This window comes from Oceanobacillus manasiensis, assembly GCF_000724085.1.
In the GTDB taxonomy this organism is placed as follows: Bacteria; Bacillota; Bacilli; order Bacillales; family Amphibacillaceae; genus Oceanobacillus_B; species Oceanobacillus_B manasiensis.
On the sequence record NZ_CCDL010000001.1, the window covers coordinates 840,119 to 861,034 of the forward strand.

Genomic DNA, 20,916 nt, shown 5'->3' on the forward strand with positions numbered 1-20,916 from the left:
AAACAACAGTTATTCACCAGGGTTATGACGCAAAGGATATGCTGGGAAGTCTAACACCACCCATTTTCCAAACATCAACATATACCTTTACAACAGCGGAACAAGGTGAAAGACGTTTTGCTGGGGAGGAAGAGGGTTATATCTATTCAAGGCTTGGCAATCCTACTGTAAGGATTTTGGAAGAAAGAATCGCAGCATTGGAAAAGGGAGAACGAGGCTTAGCTTTTTCATCAGGAATGGCGGCAGTATCTGCTGTCCTAATTGCTTTAACAAAAGCGAATGATCATATCCTTTGCTCCTCAGGACTTTATGGCTGTACCTACGGACTCTTATCCATGATGAAGGAGAAGTACCAGATTTCCCATGATTTCTCAGTAATGGACACAGAAAAAAGTATTCGAGAAAAAATTAAACCAGAAACAACTTGTATTTATGTTGAAACACCAATAAACCCAACTATTCGGCTAATAAACTTAGAAGTAGTTGCTAAAATAGCCAAGGAGTTTAATATTCCAGTGGTAGTTGATAATACGTTTTCCACACCTTATCTACAACGGCCGATTGAACTTGGTTGTGACATTGTAATTCATAGTGCAACAAAGTATATTGGGGGGCATGGTGATGTGATAGCGGGCCTAGTAGTAGGGAAGAATGATTTCCTTAATCATGTTGCGATGACCACACAGAAAGATATAGGCGGGGGTATATCACCATTTGATGCATGGCTGCTCCTTCGGGGGATGAAAACATTGCCAATTAGAATGGATCGCCATTGTGATAATGCAGAAAAAATCGCGGAAAAGCTAGAGCAGCACCCCAAGGTTACAGCTGTCTATTATCCTTCGAGAAGTAACAGAACGGAGCAAGGTATTGATCAGCAAATGAAACGGGGTGGCGGGGTTATTTCATTTGAGATAGATGGCTCAAAAAAGGATGCGCAGTCATTACTTAACCAACTTGCCTTTATAAAAATTGCGGTAAGCTTAGGTGATGCTGAGACATTAATTGAGCATCCTGCGACAATGACCCATGCTGTAATTCCTGAGGAAAAGCGTGTTGAAATGGGAATTACAGAGCAGCTTATTAGGCTTTCGGCAGGACTGGAGGCTTGGGAAGATATTTGGAAAGATCTAAATCAGGCACTTAATAAAATGTAAAATGTTTATCCCTTACAGAGTCCTTCTGTGAGGTTTTTTAATTCAGTCCAGTTCGTATGTGGGCCCGGAGGATCTGGGTCATGCCGACGTTGCCCCAGGACGGGGCGTTCTTAGTCGGCCTTCCTAATTACGTGTGCTCTTCGCTTTTGTTTCGGCTAGCTACGAGTGCCAGAAACTAGGCGACTTCGCTAATCTCCCTACAATAAGTCATCATCGTTTCGCAAGCTCTCCGTGATTCCTTTATTTCAGTCGATTTGCTCCACTCGCTACGTTTCTATGCAGGCACTCTCCGCTTTTGTTTCGGCTAGCTACGAGCACACAGCGACTAGCGCAACTTCCTTCACCTCCGTACAATAAAGAAGACTTGCCGACTGGTGTGAACCAGAGGCTTAGTCGCACTTATACCCGGAGGGTGAAAGGCAACATCGGCTGCTAATTTAGGTAGGTCGACTAAAACCAGCCTTGCCGGCCAACGCCGACATACCCCTTTTGCAGGGGCATGTTTTCTTTTCGCTTTCCAAGCATAATATTCACTATGATTTTAACCTTCGTTAAAATCGAGTTCATCTAATCTCCTACGGTTCAGTCCAAAAGGTTTTCGGTGGGGCGAGTAATCGCAGGCCCAGTTCGTATGTGGGCCCGGAGGATCCGGGTTATGCCGACGTTGCCCCAGGACGGGGCGTTCTTAGTCGGCCTTCCTAATTACGTGTGCTCTTCGCTTTTGTTTAACAATGGCATATTCTCACAGCTTGGAGGGTAAATATATAAGATGGAGGATGTATGTTACCTATATGACGGTTCATAGAAATATGTGCTATATTATGAGTGACCCGTATTAGTCCGTGAACAGAGTTTTGGAAGGAGCCATACATATGGAATTCACATCCTTATTATTAGGTCTAACTATCTTTTTTAATATTGCGCTAGGCATCTCTATCATCTTTTTGGAAAGAAAGGATGCGACTTCAACCTGGGCATGGTTAATGGTATTATTGTTCATTCCGATTATTGGGTTTTTTCTTTACTTGATTTTTGGAAAGCCGATTAGCAAGCGCAGAATTTTTACATGGGATACGAAGAGTCGTCTTGGTGTAAAAACAGCTGTTCAATCTCAGTTACGGGCATTGGAAGAGGATCGTTTCGTTTTTAAGCATGAAGAAATTGCCGAATTTGAGGATCTTCTTTATTTACATTTAAGAAATGATGATGCCATTTTTACGCAAGATAATGTAGTGGATATTTTTACAGACGGTAAGGAAAAGTTCGATGCTTTATTACAAGATATGGAGAGGGCAACTGATCACATACATCTCCTGTACTATATTCTAAGAAGTGATGAACTTGGGAAAAGAATTGCAGAGGTATTAATTAAAAAAGCAAACGAGGGAATAGAAGTACGAGTCTTATATGATGATATGGGTTCTAGAACGTTAAGACCAAAATACATAAGAAGACTCAGGCAGGCAGGGGCTCTAGTTGAAGCATTCTTCCCACCAAAAATACCTAAGATTAACTTTAAGATTAATTACCGTAACCACCGTAAATTAGCGATTATTGATGGGCGGGTGGGCTATACAGGCGGATTTAATATTGGTGATGAATACCTTGGTAAAAATAAAAAGTTCGGTTATTGGCGCGATACCCATTTAAGAATATGCGGAGATGCCGTAACAAATATGCAGAACCGATTTATCCTGGATTGGAACCAAGCTTCAAGAAACCATATTCTTTATGATGAACGATATTATAATACTGAACACAAAGGGGATGTGGGAATACAGATTGTATCGAGTGGCCCAGACTCTGAGTGGGAACAAATTAAAAATGGTTATATTAAAATGATCATGTCAGCGAAGGAATATATATATATTCAAACCCCCTACTTTATTCCAGACGACAGCCTGCGAGACGCCTTACGGATCGCTACACTTTCCGGGATTAAAGTTAGGATAATGATACCAAATAAACCAGACCACCCATTTGTTTACTGGGCAACACTCTCCTATATTGGTGACTTGGTAAATGCAGGTGCAGAGATTTACATTTACCAGAAAGGATTTCTACATGCTAAAACGATTGTTGTCGATGGGAAAATCGCCTCTGTTGGAACGGCAAACATTGATGTGCGCAGTTTTCGTCTGAATTTTGAAGTGAATGCTTTTATTTATAGTAATGAAGTAACGGAAAGATTAGTTCAAGCATTTAACAATGATATAGAGCATTCAACACAAATGACTAAAAAGCTATACGACCAGCGCTCACTCGGTATACGTTTTAAAGAATCAATTTCACGATTATTATCACCGGTTTTGTAAAATACTATATGCAGATAAGGGTGGCACTTTTGTCCATTCAATGACTTGTGGTAGTATATATCAATACGCTAAAAAGGGATCATTACTATAATGAAAAATGAAAAAGGAGAAATTGCTGTGGAAAAAAAGCCATGCTCAGATTCGCTAACAATAAAAACATCGCATGTATTACCACCAGATACGAACACACACGGTACCTTATTTGGAGGTAGACTGATGGCTCATATAGATGATGTAGCCGCCATCGCTGCTGTGAGACATGCTAGACAGCCAGTTGTGACCGCGTCTACGGATTCAGTTGATTTCCTGCAGCCTGTTAAGGAAGGCCATTCCATATGTTTGGAAGCCTTTGTAACATGGACACATAACACGTCCATGGAAGTATTTGTGAAGGCTGTAACAGAGGATTTATTGACTGGAAATAGAAAGGTATGTACGACCGCATTTCTTACCTTTGTGGCAATCGATGAAGATGGCCGTCCGACACCAGTCCCTCAAGTTTACCCTGTATCGGAACATGAGAAAAAGCTTCATGAAAATGGAGCTGTTAGGGCAGCACATCGTAAAGAGAGAAGAAAGCATTCCAAGGAATTAGCAGAGGATTTCGGCACAAGCTTCCCATGGAATAGAGAGGGGTAAGAAGCCTTACATAAAGGCTTCTTTTCCATTTACACGTCAGGATAGTAAAAGATTTCGAATAATATGTATTAAAAAACTTGCAAACAGGCGCTGAACTGGAAGGTGAATTTTTCTAAGGGTTTGTAGGTTGCTTGGTTGAAAAATGGGGAATAGGTATCCTAAGATACTATGATTACAAGGAGGATAAACAAGTGGCGTTATTAGAAAATATTATTGGCGAGGTAAATGATGTTCTTTGGAGCTACATATTAATTATTGTTTTAATCGGCCTGGGACTATGGTTTACCATTCGTACAGGATTTGTACAGTTTCGTTATTTTCCAGAAATGATTCGAGTGCTTTTTGACAAGCGTACGATAAATGCATCGGGTAAGAGAGGAACTTCTGCATTCCAGGCTTTCGCTATTAGTGCGGCATCACGGGTTGGTACAGGGAATATGGCCGGTGTAGCAACTGCCGTAGCTGCTGGTGGTCCAGGAGCGGTGTTTTGGATGTGGCTTATCGCACTGCTAGGGGCAGCCTCAGGATTTGTGGAGAGTACGCTGGCACAGGTTTATAAGACACCGGAGAAAAATCAGTACCGGGGTGGCCCAGCGTATTACATGGAAAAAGGCTTAAAAAATCGTAAGCTGGCTGTAGCTTTTGCAATTATTATTACAATTACTTACGGTCTTGTTTTTAATTCGGTACAATCTAATACGATCAGTTTAGCCTTTTCAGAACAATACGATTTAAATAAAGGCTGGCTTGCAGTTATATTGTTCATTTTCACAGCAATCGTCATATTCGGGGGTATTAAAAGGATTGCGAATGTGACGCAGGTCATCGTGCCAGTAATGGCCATTCTTTATATTTTTATTTCTATCTATATACTTTTAACTAATTTTACAGCAATACCTGATATGATTTCGCTCATATTTACTAATGCATTTGGTATTCGTGAAGTTGCTGGTGGTGGATTTGGTGCCGCTATTATGTGGGGTATCAAAAGGGGGCTATTCTCCAATGAAGCTGGTATGGGTAGTGTGCCAAACGCAGCAGCCACAGCAGAAGTAACACACCCGGCCAAGCAAGGACTTATTCAAGCATTTGGTGTGTTCGTTGATACCATCCTTATTTGTAGTGCTACAGGTTTTATTCTTATTACAGCAGGTGGTTATGAGGGGCAGGGAGATCTTGATGGAATTCAGTTGACCCAGAATGCCTTTGCTTTCCATATTGGTGATTGGGCAAGTACATTTATTGCCATCGCTATTCTGTTGTTTGGTTATAGCTCGATTTTGGGGAATTATTATTATGGAGAAAGTAATATCGCCTATATTAAAAATAGTCGAGTAATCATGCTTCTCTATCGTTTTGCCGTGCTAGCCATGGTAGTGTTTGGAGCGGTTGCCGCATTTGACCTAGTATGGTCGATGGCAGATTTAGCAATGGCCGTAATGGCATTAATTAACCTTTATGCTATTACCCGTCTATTTAAAATCGCCAATCGTGTACTTCAAGATTATGTACAGCAACGTAAAGCTGGCAAGGACCCGGTTTTTTACCGAGATACCCTTGAAGATGAAGACGGGATTGACTACTGGGGTAGAGATCAGAGTGCCTATAAAGAAGAATAGTAGCCGTTAGTTTATGAAGCAAGAGCCAATTGCCTTTCGAATAAAGTCGAAGGTAATTGGCTTTTTCTTTTTTGTATTAAAAAATGTTTAGGAAGTAGTCATATAATGCATAAAAAAAGGGCGGCGTATGCCGTCCAGTTTACTCACATTCTGTGTTCAATTCTTCTTCGGTAACATGATTGTCGGCCCAGCATTGAATTTCTTGTATTACTGGCTCAAGAGCTCTTCCTTTATCTGAAAGGGAATACTCTATTCTAACAGGGAATTCTGAATAAATATTGCGCTCTACGATTCCTTCTTTTTCGAGCATTTTTAATCGATCAGAGAGTAATCGTCCGCTAATGGGCAAGTCGGATTCCATCTCCGAGAAACGCTTTGTCCCACCGAGCAAATCAGATAATATTAAACCAACCCAACGCGTGCTGAGTAGTCCCATTGCTTTTTCAAAACGTGGACATAATTTCTCCATGATCATCACCTCACTCTATGACAATAAGCCTAAAACTTATACGACACCATTAATTACAAAAAGTAACTATCTTCTCTCTATCATAACATAAGTCCTATGACCCGTAAATAGCGTCACGAGCGCTGATATATAGTCGCACTATTTGAAAAGTTATTTTGGTAATTTCATTCAATTTGTGAAATAATAACGGTATACGAAATTTATTTTTTGGGGGTATAAGGATGGTTAGTCAACAAACAAAAGAAAAGTATGCAGAGCTTGCGCTTCGTAAAGGAGTCAATTTGCAAAAGAACCAAGCGTTAATGGTCAACGCACCACTAGAAGGAGCGGATTTCACTAAAATTGTTGTCCGTAAAGCCTACGAAATGGGTGCCAAAGATGTACATATTAACTGGGTAGATGATGAACTGACCTTGTTAAAATATGAAAATGCACCAGATGAAGTAATTGCGTCCTATCCTGATTGGAAGGTTCAATTACATGACAGTTTTGCTGAAGATGGAGCAGCAGTTTTAAACATCCGTTCTACTAATCCTGATCTACTTAAAGATATTGATCCAACAAGAGTGGCAAAAGCAAATAAGGCTGCAGCACAAGCTATGAAAAACTTCCGTAAATATACAATGAACGATCGAATTGCTTGGTCTATTATCTCTATCCCAACCGGCGATTGGGCTCAAAAAATCTTCCCTGACAAAACAAAAGAGGATGCCGTAGAGGCCCTTTGGGATGCTATTGTGAAGATTGTTAGAGTCGATCAAGAAGATCCAGCCGCCGCTTGGGATGCCCATAATGAAACCTTGAGAACAGCAAGAGAAATTCTAAATAAAAAGGATTATAAAAAACTCTTATTTAGAGCGCCTGGAACGGACTTAGAAATGGAGCTTCCGGAAGGACACATTTGGAAGGGTGGATCTGCTGTAACAGAAGGCGGAACTACGTTCAATCCGAATATGCCAACAGAAGAAGTATTCTCTATGCCGCATAAATATGGTGTTAATGGTACAGTTTCTAGCACGAAGCCATTGAACTATGGTGGTAGCCTGATCAATAATTTTAGCTTAACATTAAAAGATGGAAAAGTTGTCGACTTTAAAGCAGAACAAGGGGAAGACACACTAAAGCATTTACTTGATACAGATGAAGGGGCAACGCGTTTTGGTGAGATTGCGTTAGTACCACATGAATCACCAGTTTCCCAGTCTGGGCTAATTTTTTATAACACGCTGTTTGATGAAAATGCGTCTTGTCACATTGCGTTAGGTAAAGCCTATCCGACAAACCTGAAGGGAGGCTCTGCAATGGACGAAGAGCAGTTGGATAAGCATGGTGTAAACGATAGCCTTACACATGTTGACTTTATGATCGGGTCAGAAAAATTAGATATTGATGGTGTTCTTGCTGATGGAACTACAGAATCCGTGTTCCGTAATGGTACATGGGCATTAAATGTAAAATAGTAAACAAAAGCGCAAGCGCCCGTTTCTGGGTGCTGGAGCTGGACGTGGCTGTTCCTGTTAATGAACGGCAATGAGACCAAGATCCTATGCTTTCCTTTTTCATTTTAAAAAAGAGGTCATACTTCGTTAATTCGAAGTATGGCCTTTTTCTCTTAGGATTACATTCTGTCATTTTTTACAAGGGCTGCTTTAATTTTGGTATAGTCGAAGCTATCTCCAAGCATTTCTTTTATCTCTTTAAGTTTGGGGTCTTCTAATTGTTGATGTGCTGCGAGGACTTTTTCTTCTTCCTCTTCATTGAAAAATATTTGCCATAAGAGGGGGTGCCCATCTTTGTAAGCTTTAAATAAATGGCTTTCTACAGTTTGCTTAGAAAGGTCTCTCATAGCGGCAATATCTTTTATAGATTTGCCAGATTGGAACAATTTATAACTAACAAGATGACTAGGGCCTTCCTCACTCTCCTTGCGTGGCTTTGCTCGAGGAGTGTCAGAAATGCGTACGCGTTCTGTTACGTCCTGATTTCCTTGGCGCCATTCCTGTATAACTTGGAGGAAGATTTCTCCATATTGCTCGTATTTTTTCTCACCAATTCCTTTAATGGTTAGCATATCTTCTTTCGTAACAGGGAAGTAACGACTTAGTTCCTTCAGAGTAGCATCAGAAAAGAGGACGTATGGTGGAACGTTCTTTTCATCCGCTAATTCTTTCCGTCGCGCTCTTAACGCTGTAAATAAATCTTCATGATAGTCAGTCTCCTCAGATTGAGGAATAGGTGCAGTAAACATCCATACCTGTCGTTTCCCTTTCAGCACCTCAACGGATTGCTGATTGAGTTTTAACACCGGAAATTTCCCTTCTTCTGTAGCAAGCAATTGCTCTGCAATCAAAAAGTGGATCCACTCGGTCAGTTCTTTTTCAGTATAAGATGAAAGGATGCCATAAGTTGAGATCGAGGTAAGTTGAAATTGGCTTATCTTTTTATCTTTGGATCCCTTTAACACTTTGGCAGTCATCCCTACACCAAATCGTTCTCCCATACGTTTTACGCAAGATAGAATTTTTTGAGCTTCCTCTGTAATATCACTTTTCTCTTGGCGCTCTAAACAATTACTGCAGCGACCACATCCTTCGCGTGAAGGCATATCGGAAAAGTAGTCTAATATAAAGTTAGTCAGGCAGCTGTGAGTGTGACAATAATTAATCATTGCCTGTAGCTTTTTGTATTCACCTTGCTTTGCTGCTTCTTCCATTTGCGACTGCTCAATCAGGAATTTCTGCAATTGAATGTCTTGAGGGGAAAAGAGTAGAATACACTCACTCATCTCTCCATCCCGTCCAGCTCTTCCTGCCTCTTGGTAGTAGGATTCTATATTCATAGGCATGGCATAGTGAATAACGTAACGGACATTTGATTTATCAATACCCATCCCAAAGGCATTTGTCGCAATCATGACGGTTGTTTCATCATGAATAAAGGCAGCCTGAGCTTGTTTCCGCTCTGCCTCACTTAAACCTGCATGATATTTTGATACAGAAACGCCTCGTTTGGTCAATTGATCATATAGGGCGTCTGCTTGTTTTCGGGTTGCCGTATAAATAATTCCAGATTCGTCCTCGTGTTTTTTAATAAACGAGCGTATATAGGTAGCCTTGTCCTTCCCTTTGATAATATGAAAGTTCAGGTTTGCTCGTTCAAATCCTGTATTAATAACATGATCCATCTGTAGCAACTGCTGAATATCCTTAATCACTTCGCCCGTTGCGGTGGCTGTTAGGGCGATTAGAACAGGGACGGAATGTAACTTTCTAAGGTTAGGTACAATGGAACGATAGCTTGGCCTGAAGTCGTGCCCCCATTGGGAAATACAATGTGCTTCATCAAAGGCGATAAGGGATAAAGGAATTCTTTGTATGACATTGATGAAAAAGGACGATTCAAAACGTTCTGGGGCCACATAAACAAATTTATAACGCTTTGCAGCAATATCCCGCATGCGTTGCTGCTGTTCCTCAGTGGTTAACGAGCTATTAATATATGTAGCAGGGATCCCTAGTGATTGGAGGGCATCTACCTGGTCCTTCATTAAAGAGATTAATGGGGAAATAATAATGGCTGTCCCGTTGAGAACCATTCCGGGAACCTGATAACAAAGGGATTTCCCGCCGCCGGTAGGCATGACAGCCAGGGTGCTACTTTGCTGCAATACATGTTGGATCGTTTCCTTTTGCCCAGGACGAAAGAATTCATAACCAAAATAAGACTGCAGAATTTCTTGTTCTTTTGCCATCATATCGCTCCTCCTCTAAAAATATCCTATCATATATTCGTGAATAAATAATAAAATTGACCGATCGTTCGGTCAATTGACAAATTGTGCGTTTTAATTAATCAAGCAGCCTGTTATTTTAGCGATTTTGCTTTTTAACTTGTGTGATTATTAAGCCTAAGATTACACCAACAATTGCCGGTAATATCCAACCCAGTCCAATACTGAAAAAGGGTAGTTTTGCAACATACGTGTTTGCCCAGGTTAATGGGATACCAAGCTCCTTCAAGCCATCGTAAAGACTTGTGAAGGCTGTAAAAAGAATGGCGAATCGATACACATAAGGAGAACCGTGAAACAATTTATTTAAGAAAGTAAGGATAATCAACACAATTGCAATTGGATAAATAAATACCAACACTGGGACAGAGAAACTTAGAATCGTGTTTAATCCTTGGTTGGCGATAATATAGCTAACAAACGTTACTATGAATACAAGCCATTTGTAAGGGATGGTCGTAACCTTGGAAAAAAATTGGCCACATGCAACAACTAAACCTATTGAAGTGGTGAAGCAGGCTAAGGTTACAATAATACCTAAAAGAATAACACCGTATTCACCGAAAATGGTATTAGCAGCAAAAGAAAGGATTTCTCCGCCATTTTCAAAAGAACCATGCTGTCCCACTTTAGCGCCTACCCAGCCAATTGATCCGTAAACTGCTATTAAGCCAATTCCCGTTACCAAACCAGACTTCAAGGTTTCCTTTACAATTGCTTGACTACTATGGATCCCTCTTTCCCTGTAAGCATTAACCACAATGATACCAAAGGCAAGTGCAGCGATAGCATCCATTGTAAGGTAACCTTCTACAAACCCATTAAAAAAAGGATTGCTCTTATAACTAACACTAGGTTCGCCAAGTGGTTCTTTTAATAAAAAGAACCCACCAACTATGAGAGCAGTAATAACCAAAAGTAACAGTGGTGTAAGGTATTTGCCAATCTGATCTACCACTTTCGAAGGGTTAAGGCTAAATATAAATACGAGTATAAAAAAGAAAGTAGTAAAGATTAATAATGAAAGGGAGCTAGAATTAAATGGCTCGATAGACATTTCATATCCTACGGTCGCAGCACGAGGAATACCAAAAAAGGGTCCAATTGCTAAATAAACTAAGGATGTAAATATCAGACCGAATAAGGGATGTACCTTGTCTGCAAGTTCCCTTGCATCATTTTTAACATAGGATATGGCGGTCACAGCAAGTAGTGGAAGTCCGACCCCAGTGATAACAAATCCGCTCATGGCAATAAAATAAGATGTGCCCGCTTCTATTCCGAGAACAGGAGGGTAAATTAAATTCCCCGCACCAAAAAATAAAGCAAACAACATGAAACCAATGATAATATTATCCTTATTCATTAAAAATAACTCCTTGGGATAAAAATAGGTTTTGCCCCGTCCTCAAGAGGAGGACAGTATCGAACCTCTGAGAAAAGGGCATCCAGTAAGAACTCAATTTGTCTTTATTTTACTTTAAGAAAGTATAAAATCTAGCTTAGAAACAATAAAGGAAGAATCAAAATATTGATATCCTAATCTGAAGAAAAACGTGAACACTCCCTAAAAAGGCGATTGAACACTAGTTTTTCTAATCTGTATTATCTGACAAAAAAAGTCATTTCATGCCAATAGACTTTAAACGAAAAATGCTCTCCGACTTTGGATAGCAAAACAAGCTTAATCGTAACAAGAAGGGAAACCCGCTGTCAATGGCTAGTTTTGACAACTATTTCTGAAAGGATGGAAACGCATACATTGTATTGGCGAATAAATATAAGTTTAAAATTGTTTACTTTCTCCTAGTAGACCTATAAAATGTCCTTATTAATATAGAATACCTAATGTGGAATAATAAATTACACATTATTCACGTTATCATATAGGGGGGTAAGAAATGGTTTCATCACTATTATTTGAAGTTATGCTGATAGGTCTTCTCGGGATAGGATCACAGTGGCTTGCATGGCGTTATCGCATGCCAGCAATCGTAGTCATGTCTATTACCGGCCTGCTAGCAGGTCCGATATTTGGAATATTAAATCCTGAGGAAGATTTCGGCACGTTATATAGTCCCATTATTTCCGTGGCAGTAGCAATCATCCTGTTTGAAGGTAGTTTGAATCTTAGCTTTAAAGAGCTTCGGGATCTGGGTAAACCAGTATTCCGCATTTCTACTGTTGGGGCATTTATTGCATGGATTCTCGGTTCACTAACTGCGCATTATATAGCAGGGCTATCTTGGGCTGTAGCTTTTGTCATTGGTGGCTTATTCATTGTAACAGGTCCAACAGTTATTATGCCGTTACTCCGTCAATCGAAACTTAAACCGCGGCCTGCGAAGATTCTCAAGTGGGAAGGAATTATTGTAGATCCAATCGGTGCATTGCTGGCGGTGTTTGCCTTTGAGATTATATCCTTTATGACTGCTGCTGATCCTGATGGCACAAAACTTCTACTATTCTTTGCAGCTTCCATATTCGCTATTTTGTTTGGTTGGGCATGTGGGCGAGGAATAGGCTGGATGTTTGAGACAGGACATATTCCAGAATTCCTTAAGTCACCTGCTGTCGTCATTGTCGTTATTCTCTGTTTCACTGGAGCAGATGAAATCATGCATGAAACGGGCTTACTGTCCGTTACAGCAATGGGTATTACCTTAGCAAATATGGGAATAAGCTCTATTTCGGATATGCGTCACTTTAAAGAGAACATATCCATCTTATTAATTTCAACGATTTTTATCATGTTAACAGCGTCGTTGCAGTTGGAGACACTTCTGCAAATATTTAGCCCGAATATCATTGGGTATGTCATTCTTATGATGTTTATTGTTAGACCATTATCAATCTTTCTCTCGACCATTGGTACAGGATTATCCTTCAATGAGAAGGCGCTCGTAGGTTGGATTGCGCCAAGAGGGATTGTGGCTCTTACAGTATCGGGTTACTTTGCGGGAGTTTTACAGGAAGCTGGGTATCAAGATGCTGAAATTTTAACAACGCTCACCTTTGGTCTTGTATTCTTTACCGTTCTGGCCCATGGTTTTTCAATTGGCTGGCTTGCGAAGAAACTCAACCTTTCGATGGAAGGAAAGCCTGGTACTTTAATCGTAGGTGCCAACAAGTTTACGGTGGAGCTTGGTAAGTCATTACAAAAAGCAGGTCTACCCGTTATTATTGTAGACTCTTCATGGGAGAGATTACGTAAGGTTAGAGAATCTGGACTGAATTTCTACCATGGTAATATGCTTTCAGAGCAAACGGAATACAACCTTGATACCATACCATATGAATATTTGCTTGCGGCCACAGACGACCGTGCATATAATTCTCTCATCTGTACCACGTTTATGCCTGAGTATGGAAGGACGAATGTCTTTAAAGTAAGTCCTTTTGTTGAAGGGAAAAGTACGAACGCAGAGATTGTTTCGAAGGTAGGGGGGAGAATTCTGTTCGATAAGAAATTCTCAATGGATGATCTCACAGATAAAATGAATAACCATTATATTTTCCGCCAGACTACATTAACGGCACAATATAATTATAAACAGTATGTAGCGGATAAGGATCCGTCTACTGTATTCCTATATTTAATAAAGCCTTCTGGCCAGCTTAAGTTTTATTCAGAAGAGATGCGTACTGTTCCAGTAGTGGGAGATACCATTGTAAGCTTAACTCCTCCGAATAAAGAAAAAGCTAAAATACAGGCTAAAATAGAAACAAACCGTACGAACAACCTTAATAATGGGAATTAAAGCTAAATGAAAAGAGCGGGTGCCGTAAAAAGGTACCCGCTCTTTCTTTTGTCTAAGCTTCATCCAATTGCTTGCGAAGCTGTGCTATTTCTTTTTCTAATCTGATTAGTTGCTCCTCAGCAGATGAGACACGCCCACGGACATACTCCAGTTTGTCCAAATCGCTTTGAATCCGTACGTAATCGGACTTTAACTCCTCTAATTTAGCTTCTAAAGCTTGTTTGCCCATTCCGAATCACCTCTAATACAAGTGTAGCTGATTTCCCCTCTAAATAACAAGGTGAAATCTAATGAAGGAAGACGTTTTTCTTGATTGGATAAACAGGCAATGTCAATTTTATCGGTGCCCTGATTCGTTCAACCAACTAACAATCAATGGGGGGAGAATGAAAACGCCCACTGATTAAAGTTTCACTCTATATAAGTGAGTCTTCTTTTGTATCCTTAGAGCGTTGATAAGTCTTGTAGAAATGCACGATGATCGTTTTAATTACCGCGTAGAAAGGTACCGCGAACAAAATGCCTACAAATCCAGCAATACTACCTGCAGCAAGAATAACCGTAATAACTGTTAATGGATGCAAATCAAGTGCACGGCCCATAACGTTTGGAGAAATAAAGTTACTCTCAAATTGCTGTACTACTAGCATCACGATCGAAACCCAAACAACCATAAAAGGATCCTGGAAAGCACCAACGATGAGGGCAGGCACTACTGCTATAAATGGACCAATAAACGGAATCACGTTCATCACCATAGCGAATAAAGCAAGCGTCAAGGAATAGTCTAATCTAATAATGAGATAGCCGATAAATAATAGAACACCAACAGCAAAGCTGACTATCAGCTGACCTTGGATAAAAGCGGTCAAGGTATCATCAATTTTACCAAGCAGGCTACGAAGATTCTTCGCTTTTTCCCTCGAAAAAATTTGTGTAACGAATGGTACGAGTCGATCCCCATCTTTTAGCATAAAGAACAGGAAGAATGGTACCAATACGAGTGCTGCAATAACCGAAATTAATTGTCCGATAAAACCAAACAAATAATTTAACACATTTTCAATATGGGATTGAAGATTATCGGTAAAATTGCTAATGGCTGTATCCACTTGTTCAGGAATCATCGTTTGGTTGGATTGCCAATATGTGATCAGGTCTTGTGCCCAATTTACCATTTTTGGAATATTGTCTATCAAGTTCTTAAACTGGTTTTGCGCTATGGGAGCTATGTAGATCCACACGAGATATCCCAGTAAAATGAGAACAATGAATACTAGAAAGATAGATACAATTCGATTAATACGAAACCGTTCAAACAAATGCATTAAAGGTTTTGTCAGGTAATATAGAATTCCTGCCCCGATTAGAGGTAATGCCACAGCACCCAAATATTTGATAACAGGATCAAATACAAAATTCGTTTCGGAAATTAAAAGAATGAGGAGAAATACTAATATGAAGAATACCAAAACCTGAAACCAACGTTTATTTACCAAATCTAACCCTACTCTCTTAATCTAATATATAGCTTTAGTTTACCGTTTTTAAAATGAAATAGGAAGCGGTATATAAGTATTAGTTTAACCTTATTCTCCAAAGGTTAAACACACGGCTTATAGATATAGAATAATCGGTAAAAGTATGCTAGAATTTGAACATCTATACATATGTTGGGGGAAAAGTGCATGTTTAACTGGGAAAAAAGTTTTCAAAAATGGCGTTCTTTTCAAAGCCTAGATTCATCTTTGCAGGAGGAGCTAACCAAATTGCAGGACGATCCAGTAGCCTTGGAGGATGCGTTTTATAAAGAATTAACCTTTGGCACAGGCGGAATGCGTGGTGTTTTAGGGCCTGGAACAAATCGGATGAATATATATGTAGTACGTAAAGCGGTAAATGGCCTTGCGAATTACCTCTTAAAGAATACTGTAAATGTAAAGGATCGCGGTGTTGTAGTAGCATATGATTCTCGTTATATGTCTCAGGAATTTGCTGTTGAAACGGCAAAGGTGCTTGGTGCATATGGGATTAAAACATATGTATTTGAATCACTAAGACCAACACCACTACTTTCTTATGCAGTACGTTATCTTGGGACAGTAGGTGGTGTGATGATAACAGCAAGTCACAACCCACCAGAATATAACGGATTTAAGGTATATAATGAAGATGGTGGGCAGATCACACCTTCACAAGCTGAACAAATTATTGAGGAAATCCAACAGACAGGGGATGAGTTACTTGTTCCCGTATTGGAAAAAGAATACATAGAACAGGAAGAATTGTTAGATTGGATTGGCAAGGAAGTGGATAATGCCTATTTGGAGCAATTAAAGCTTATTTCCAAATTAAGCTTAGAGGAACAGGATAGGGAGAAAGATTTAAAGATCGTCTTCACGCCATTACATGGTGCAGCAAATGACCTGGTTCTCAATGGGTTACAACAATTACATTTTAATCAATTAGAGGTGGTGGAAGAGCAGGCGGTTCCTGATCCGGAATTTTCCACAGTGGATTCACCTAATCCAGAAGAACACCAGGCATTTACGATGGCAATCGCTCAAGGTAAGGAAATGGGCGCCGATATTTTACTTGGGACAGACCCGGATGGAGACCGTCTAGGTGTGGCTGCTAAGGGAGCAGATGGAGAGTACCGAGTATTAACGGGTAATCAACTAGGAGCATTACTTCTCGATTACATTTTGTCTCACAGTAATCCAACAGTTTTAAAGAGTGCACGTATGCTCAAAACTGTAGTAACTTCAGAGCTTGGCAGAGCTGTTGCTGATGCGTATGGTGTAAAAACAATTAATACGCTGACTGGCTTTAAATATATTGGAGAAAAGATTCATCAGTTTGATGCAACTGGGGAAACTTTTATCTTTGGTTATGAAGAGAGCTATGGCTATTTAATTAGCAGTATAAGCAGGGATAAAGATGCGGTGCAGGCAGCTGTGATGGCTTGTGAAATGGCTTCCTATTGGAAACAACAAGGAAAAACGTTGTTAGAGGCATTGGATGTCCTTTACGAACAGCATGGTTATTTCCTTGAAGGCATGTCTTCCCTGACCTTGAAAGGAAAAGCAGGTACAGACCAAATCGCTTCGATAATGGAAAGCTTTAGAAAAACTTCAATGAACGAAATTGCGTCGTTCAAAGTTGAAAAGATAGAAGACTATTTAGTAAGTGAGCGCACCATTTTTGAAGGTGAAAAGAAGACAGAAACAATCGAACTTCCAAGAGAGAATATGCTTAAATTCATCCTTCCTAACGATAGCTGGGTAACACTAAGACCTTCAGGGACAGAGCCCAAAATTAAGTGTTATTATGGTGTTTGTACAGACAGTAAAGAAAAAAGTGAAACTAAATTAGCAGCATTAAAAGAAACAATGGACAACAAAATAAAGGCCATTCTAGATGGAAATACGGAGTAAAATGGAATAGAGGGCGCCTAATAGGGCACATTATTATATATCTAGCTCTGGTTTATACCTTTATTGCCATTACTAAAAACTTAAAGTGGTCGTTAGATGTAACGCTTAAAATCGTAGAAGAGCCTTTAAGTGTTGGCTGCCAGGTGATAGGCCTTGCTTAATATAGTTTCATAATTAGATACGGTAGGGTCACTTAATATTGACTTTTTAGTTTTAAAACGTTTTAATAAAAGTAAGTAATATTCCTAAAGGGGAGTAGCTGTACAATTTAAGTCGTCATTACGAGAAATATTCTCCGGCTTATTTTGGCAACGGGACGTTGTTTGCGAGACCTTTACCACTAACAGGTAAAGGTCTTTTTATGGTCTTATCTGTTAGAAGGATCATAAAAAAAAGGAGAGAAAAAGCATGCCGGTAGATTTATTATTAGAATATTTATGGGTACTCGTAGTTTTGATTGGACTTGAAGGGTTATTAGCTGCCGATAACGCATTGGTGCTTGCAATTATGGTTAAGCATCTTCCGGAAAAGCAAAGGAAAAAAGCATTATTTTATGGGTTAGCTGGAGCGTTTATTCTTCGGTTTGGCTCACTATTCGTTATTTCATTTTTGGTTGATGTTTGGCAGGTACAAGCACTAGGTGCATTATACCTATTGTTTATGTCAGCGAAACATCTTTATGACAAGCTGAAGCCAGTGCGAGAGGTTCAGGAAAAGGAAGATTCAGAAAAGGCAAAAGGCAGCGGGTTCTGGATGACGGTTCTTAAAGTAGAATTTGCTGACTTGGCGTTCGCTGTGGATTCCATTCTGGCAGCAGTTGCGTTAGCTGTAGCACTTCCACCGACAGGCTTGGGAACGATTGGGAGTCTGGACACTGGCCAATTCTTTGTGATATTTGCTGGTGGGATGATTGGGCTCATCATCATGCGTTTTGCCGCTAATATTTTTGTGGATTTACTCAACAAGCGTCCTGGCTTGGAAATTGCAGCATTCATTATTGTTGGATGGGTTGGAGTAAAGTTGGCACTTATCGTGCTTGCACATGAAGATATTGCGTGGATTCCACATGATTTCCCTCATTCAACCCTTTGGAAAGCAATTTTCTATATAGTATTGGTAGGTATAGCGGTTATTGGATGGTTCGTTTCTGGACGAACCGTTAAAAGAGTAAAGGACAATACAAATAGCTAGTGGCACGAGCAATCATCCTCTATAATGGGATGATTGCTCTTTTTTGAGACTGGTACTTCTTTTTAATTCTCTGGACTCTGGTCTGTACTTTAGATCGTCTAACTACTTATTTTCTCTATCTGTAAGAAATAGTTCTCTGGTAAAATATTTGCTTGTAATATACTCTCCATATAACTCTCGGCAGTCTTATAACTTGAGAATGTTATGATTTTGTCGTTCTCTGCGAGGTATGCACGAATTCGGTTTCTTCCAATTACCATCACTTTGAACATTTTGTATCCCTCCTGATTAGTCCTTCCTAAAACACGTAAGCACTTTCAGTCAGACGCCGATGAATATTTTTCTGTATATCACTGCTATCTAAATGAAAATAAAAAAGCCGAGAAGGAAGAAAGATTCCTTTTCGGCTTATCTCTTGGCACTATTGTCCAGACATTCCCACCATTATTTAGTTGGATTTAATATTAATATGACGTATCCTGCGTCATCTGAAAAATCCCAATCGACAAATATGTCATCTATTGTTAAACCAAGCACATCTTCCAAGTATGGTTTGTTAATTAGGCTTTTTTCTAGCTTCCTTTTAGCTAAGCGAAGCTGTTCATTGAAACCAGAACGTATTAACTCCTGTTCAATTTCCACGAAAATTTTATCACGTTTCGATACAATTGTTCTTGTATTTAATTTATAAGAGTGGATAAAGCCTGGTGTTTTCTGTGCTTGTTCTGTAAATCTGTTAATTTCTTCGTGTATGTCATCCTTTTCTGGATAGTCTTCAAGTATATTACGTTCATAATCATTAGAAACAAATTCTGCGAAGATAACGCCAGTCTTTTTATCTAAGCACCAGTCATAATAAATGCCTTTAACTTGTTCATTTGTTTCCGAAACAATAATGTTTTGAATCTCTGGAATAAGTTTTTTCATTAATGCATCACGTGTTTCTTGTACACGTAATGGGTTGCCTTGATCTAATAAAACCTTTTCCATTGGTGCTAAAAAATCTCTTAAATACATCGTAATAAAGGGGTTGCCGATGCTAACGTATATCGAGCCAGGTCCCTTCCCAAAGTTATCACGAAGTAGTTTGCCAGCTGTGCTGGCTAAAGTGGTTTCTAACGTTTTTTCCATTCGTTCCATCCTTCTTTTTAGAGGAAGACACATCATATTGCTTTCCCTATTTTTTAGTATAACATTACCCACTCTATAGTGCCAACAAACCTGTAGTGTAAAGAAAATGTAAATTTTATTCATCTGTCTAATAAAGTATGTTATTTTTATTCTAACTATTTTTGCAGGAGGTATGTATGCTAAAGAAAAATCGATACGGGGAAATAATGAGGTCCTCTTTAAAACTTGGATTAACATCCTTTGGTGGTCCAGTGGCGCATTTGGCTTATTTTAAAGCAGAGTATATAGATAGGCGTAAATGGTTAAATGAAAAGCTATATGCGGACATTATTGCGTTATGTCAGTTTCTTCCTGGACCTGCCAGTAGTCAAGTAGGAATTGCAATTGGAATGATGCGTGGTGGCTTACTTGGTGGAATTATCTCCTGGCTAGGTTTTACCCTTCCATCTGTTGTCATTCTCGTTTTATTTGCGATGTTTTACCAAAATTTCCAACTAGGTGACATGACGTGGATTGCCAGTCTGAAAGTTGTGGCAGTAGCAGTAGTAGCCCATGCGGTTATTGGTTTAGGAAAAAAACTGGCCCCAGATCGACCAAGAATTGCTATCGCTCTAGGCGCGTCTTTAATAATGCTACTTTTTCCGTCAGCTTGGGTGCAAATAGGTATCATTTTAGCCGCTGCATTCATTGGATATGTATGGTTTAGGAAAGGACAGGAATCTTCACTTTCTACATTTTCTATCTCTATAACGAAGAGACAGGGTATCCTATCCCTTGGACTCCTGAGTTTTCTACTTGTTTCCTTACCAATCTTGGCTCAAACTGTATCAAACACCTATATCCAAATTGCTGATACATTTTTCCGAGTTGGGTCCTTAGTGTTTGGTGGTGGACATGTCGTATTACCACTATTAGAACAAGAAATTGTTCCACCTGGATTTCTATCAAGTAGTGAATTTCTTGCAGGGTATGGAATGGCTCAAGCGGTTCCGGGTCCTTTATTTACTTTTTCTTCATACATTGGTGCGATGATGGAAGGAGTTCTAGGTGCAACAATAGCGACCGTAGCCATATTTCTGCCCTCCTTTTTACTTATTATCGGGGCTTTGCCATTTTTAAGTGAGCTTAGAGGGAGAAAAGCGTTTCAAGGAATATTAGTCGGTGTAAATGCTAGTGTTGTGGGAATATTACTTGCAGCTTTATATGACCCAGTATTTACAAGTGCCATTTTAAGTGGAAATCATTTTGCCTTAGCAATCATTTTATTTTCTATGCTTCATTTTTGGAAGGTCCCTGCATGGGCAATTGTACTAATTGGTGTACTAGGTGGCGAGTTGTTACTTGGTATCCTATAAGCATATTATTGCATTTACGACATGTTAATTTGGTAGTATGGGAATGAGGTGA

At 39.6% G+C, this 20,916-nt stretch carries 16 protein-coding genes; 9 read left to right on the forward strand and 7 right to left on the reverse strand.

Going from position 1 to position 20,916, the window contains the following annotated elements; translation table 11 throughout:
• Positions 1-38 precede the first annotated feature (38 nt).
• The 4 genes from megL (at position 39) to BN985_RS04330 (ending at position 5,730) form a co-directional block, all read left to right on the forward strand.
• Complete coding sequence (gene megL / locus BN985_RS04315) at positions 39-1,157, forward strand: methionine gamma-lyase (RefSeq protein WP_408634671.1); 1,119 nt, start codon at positions 39-41, stop codon at positions 1,155-1,157.
• Between the two features lie 872 nt (positions 1,158-2,029).
• Positions 2,030-3,472 carry a cardiolipin synthase gene (cls, locus tag BN985_RS04320; protein ID WP_042221322.1) on the forward strand — a complete coding sequence of 481 codons (1,443 nt, stop codon included), beginning with the start codon at positions 2,030-2,032 and terminating at the stop codon, positions 3,470-3,472.
• Between the two features lie 117 nt (positions 3,473-3,589).
• Positions 3,590-4,111 (forward strand): acyl-CoA thioesterase, encoded by a 522-nt coding sequence (locus BN985_RS04325; RefSeq protein WP_042222908.1) that lies wholly within the window; start codon positions 3,590-3,592, stop codon positions 4,109-4,111.
• 191 nt (positions 4,112-4,302) lie between these two features.
• Positions 4,303-5,730, forward strand: a complete 1,428-nt coding sequence (locus BN985_RS04330) for an alanine/glycine:cation symporter family protein (protein ID WP_042221323.1) — start codon at positions 4,303-4,305, stop codon at positions 5,728-5,730.
• A 139-nt stretch (positions 5,731-5,869) separates the two neighbouring features.
• On the opposite strand, the gene BN985_RS04335 is transcribed toward BN985_RS04330, so the two are convergent.
• Positions 5,870-6,199 (reverse strand): winged helix-turn-helix transcriptional regulator, encoded by a 330-nt coding sequence (locus BN985_RS04335; RefSeq protein ID WP_269635257.1) that lies wholly within the window; start codon positions 6,197-6,199, stop codon positions 5,870-5,872.
• A gap of 221 nt (positions 6,200-6,420) precedes the next feature.
• Between BN985_RS04335 and BN985_RS04340 the strand changes: the two genes are divergently transcribed.
• A complete protein-coding gene (locus tag BN985_RS04340; RefSeq protein WP_042221326.1) occupies positions 6,421-7,659 on the forward strand; it encodes an aminopeptidase in 1,239 nt (412 codons plus the stop codon).
• A 158-nt stretch (positions 7,660-7,817) separates the two neighbouring features.
• Here the strand turns inward: BN985_RS04340 and recQ are convergent, their stop codons facing one another.
• On the reverse strand, positions 7,818-9,953 hold the full coding sequence (recQ, locus tag BN985_RS04345; RefSeq protein WP_042221327.1) for a DNA helicase RecQ: 2,136 nt from the start codon (positions 9,951-9,953) through the stop codon (positions 7,818-7,820).
• 115 nt (positions 9,954-10,068) lie between these two features.
• Positions 10,069-11,355 (reverse strand): branched-chain amino acid transport system II carrier protein, encoded by a 1,287-nt coding sequence (gene brnQ / locus BN985_RS04350; protein WP_042221328.1) that lies wholly within the window; start codon positions 11,353-11,355, stop codon positions 10,069-10,071.
• A gap of 535 nt (positions 11,356-11,890) precedes the next feature.
• Between brnQ and BN985_RS04355 the strand changes: the two genes are divergently transcribed.
• Positions 11,891-13,750, forward strand: a complete 1,860-nt coding sequence (locus tag BN985_RS04355; RefSeq protein ID WP_042221329.1) for a cation:proton antiporter — start codon at positions 11,891-11,893, stop codon at positions 13,748-13,750.
• A gap of 52 nt (positions 13,751-13,802) precedes the next feature.
• Here BN985_RS04355 and BN985_RS19185 read toward each other — a convergent pair whose 3' ends face one another.
• On the reverse strand, positions 13,803-13,979 hold the full coding sequence (locus BN985_RS19185; RefSeq protein WP_198029965.1) for an SE1832 family protein: 177 nt from the start codon (positions 13,977-13,979) through the stop codon (positions 13,803-13,805).
• A 187-nt stretch (positions 13,980-14,166) separates the two neighbouring features.
• The gene (locus BN985_RS04360) at positions 14,167-15,249 is read right to left on the reverse strand and encodes an AI-2E family transporter (protein ID WP_042221330.1); all 1,083 of its coding nucleotides are present in this window, start codon (positions 15,247-15,249) and stop codon (positions 14,167-14,169) included.
• Positions 15,250-15,438: 189 nt separating this feature from the next.
• Between BN985_RS04360 and BN985_RS04365 the strand changes: the two genes are divergently transcribed.
• Together BN985_RS04365 and BN985_RS04370 are read left to right on the forward strand one after the other, a co-directional pair.
• A complete protein-coding gene (locus tag BN985_RS04365; protein WP_042221331.1) occupies positions 15,439-17,187 on the forward strand; it encodes a phospho-sugar mutase in 1,749 nt (582 codons plus the stop codon).
• 408 nt (positions 17,188-17,595) lie between these two features.
• Complete coding sequence (locus tag BN985_RS04370; RefSeq protein WP_042221332.1) at positions 17,596-18,378, forward strand: TerC family protein; 783 nt, start codon at positions 17,596-17,598, stop codon at positions 18,376-18,378.
• A 98-nt stretch (positions 18,379-18,476) separates the two neighbouring features.
• On the opposite strand, the gene BN985_RS18935 is transcribed toward BN985_RS04370, so the two are convergent.
• Entirely contained in the window at positions 18,477-18,650 is a 174-nt protein-coding gene (locus BN985_RS18935; protein WP_156960072.1) for a hypothetical protein, read from the reverse strand.
• Positions 18,651-18,822: 172 nt separating this feature from the next.
• Positions 18,823-19,509: a DUF2294 domain-containing protein gene (locus BN985_RS04375; protein ID WP_042221333.1), complete on the reverse strand. Its 687-nt coding sequence runs from the start codon at positions 19,507-19,509 to the stop codon at positions 18,823-18,825.
• A 176-nt stretch (positions 19,510-19,685) separates the two neighbouring features.
• Between BN985_RS04375 and chrA the strand changes: the two genes are divergently transcribed.
• Positions 19,686-20,864 (forward strand): chromate efflux transporter, encoded by a 1,179-nt coding sequence (gene chrA / locus BN985_RS04380; protein WP_042221334.1) that lies wholly within the window; start codon positions 19,686-19,688, stop codon positions 20,862-20,864.
• The last annotated feature ends 52 nt before the right edge of the window (positions 20,865-20,916 follow it).

Bases quoted from the DNA above. Each gene is read 5' to 3' on its own strand.
- megL (WP_408634671.1), top strand. From the start codon at position 39: ATGCTGGGAAGTCTAACACCACCCATTTTCCAAACATCAACATATACC.
- cls (WP_042221322.1), top strand. From the start codon at position 2,030: ATGGAATTCACATCCTTATTATTAGGTCTAACTATCTTTTTTAATATT.
- BN985_RS04335 (WP_269635257.1), bottom strand. From the start codon at position 6,199: ATGGAGAAATTATGTCCACGTTTTGAAAAAGCAATGGGACTACTCAGC.
- BN985_RS04340 (WP_042221326.1), top strand. From the start codon at position 6,421: ATGGTTAGTCAACAAACAAAAGAAAAGTATGCAGAGCTTGCGCTTCGT.
- recQ (WP_042221327.1), bottom strand. From the start codon at position 9,953: ATGATGGCAAAAGAACAAGAAATTCTGCAGTCTTATTTTGGTTATGAA.
- brnQ (WP_042221328.1), bottom strand. From the start codon at position 11,355: ATGAATAAGGATAATATTATCATTGGTTTCATGTTGTTTGCTTTATTT.
- BN985_RS04355 (WP_042221329.1), top strand. From the start codon at position 11,891: ATGGTTTCATCACTATTATTTGAAGTTATGCTGATAGGTCTTCTCGGG.
- BN985_RS19185 (WP_198029965.1), bottom strand. From the start codon at position 13,979: ATGGGCAAACAAGCTTTAGAAGCTAAATTAGAGGAGTTAAAGTCCGAT.
- BN985_RS04365 (WP_042221331.1), top strand. From the start codon at position 15,439: ATGTTTAACTGGGAAAAAAGTTTTCAAAAATGGCGTTCTTTTCAAAGC.
- BN985_RS04370 (WP_042221332.1), top strand. From the start codon at position 17,596: ATGCCGGTAGATTTATTATTAGAATATTTATGGGTACTCGTAGTTTTG.
- BN985_RS18935 (WP_156960072.1), bottom strand. From the start codon at position 18,650: ATGTTCAAAGTGATGGTAATTGGAAGAAACCGAATTCGTGCATACCTC.
- BN985_RS04375 (WP_042221333.1), bottom strand. From the start codon at position 19,509: ATGGAAAAAACGTTAGAAACCACTTTAGCCAGCACAGCTGGCAAACTA.
- chrA (WP_042221334.1), top strand. From the start codon at position 19,686: ATGCTAAAGAAAAATCGATACGGGGAAATAATGAGGTCCTCTTTAAAA.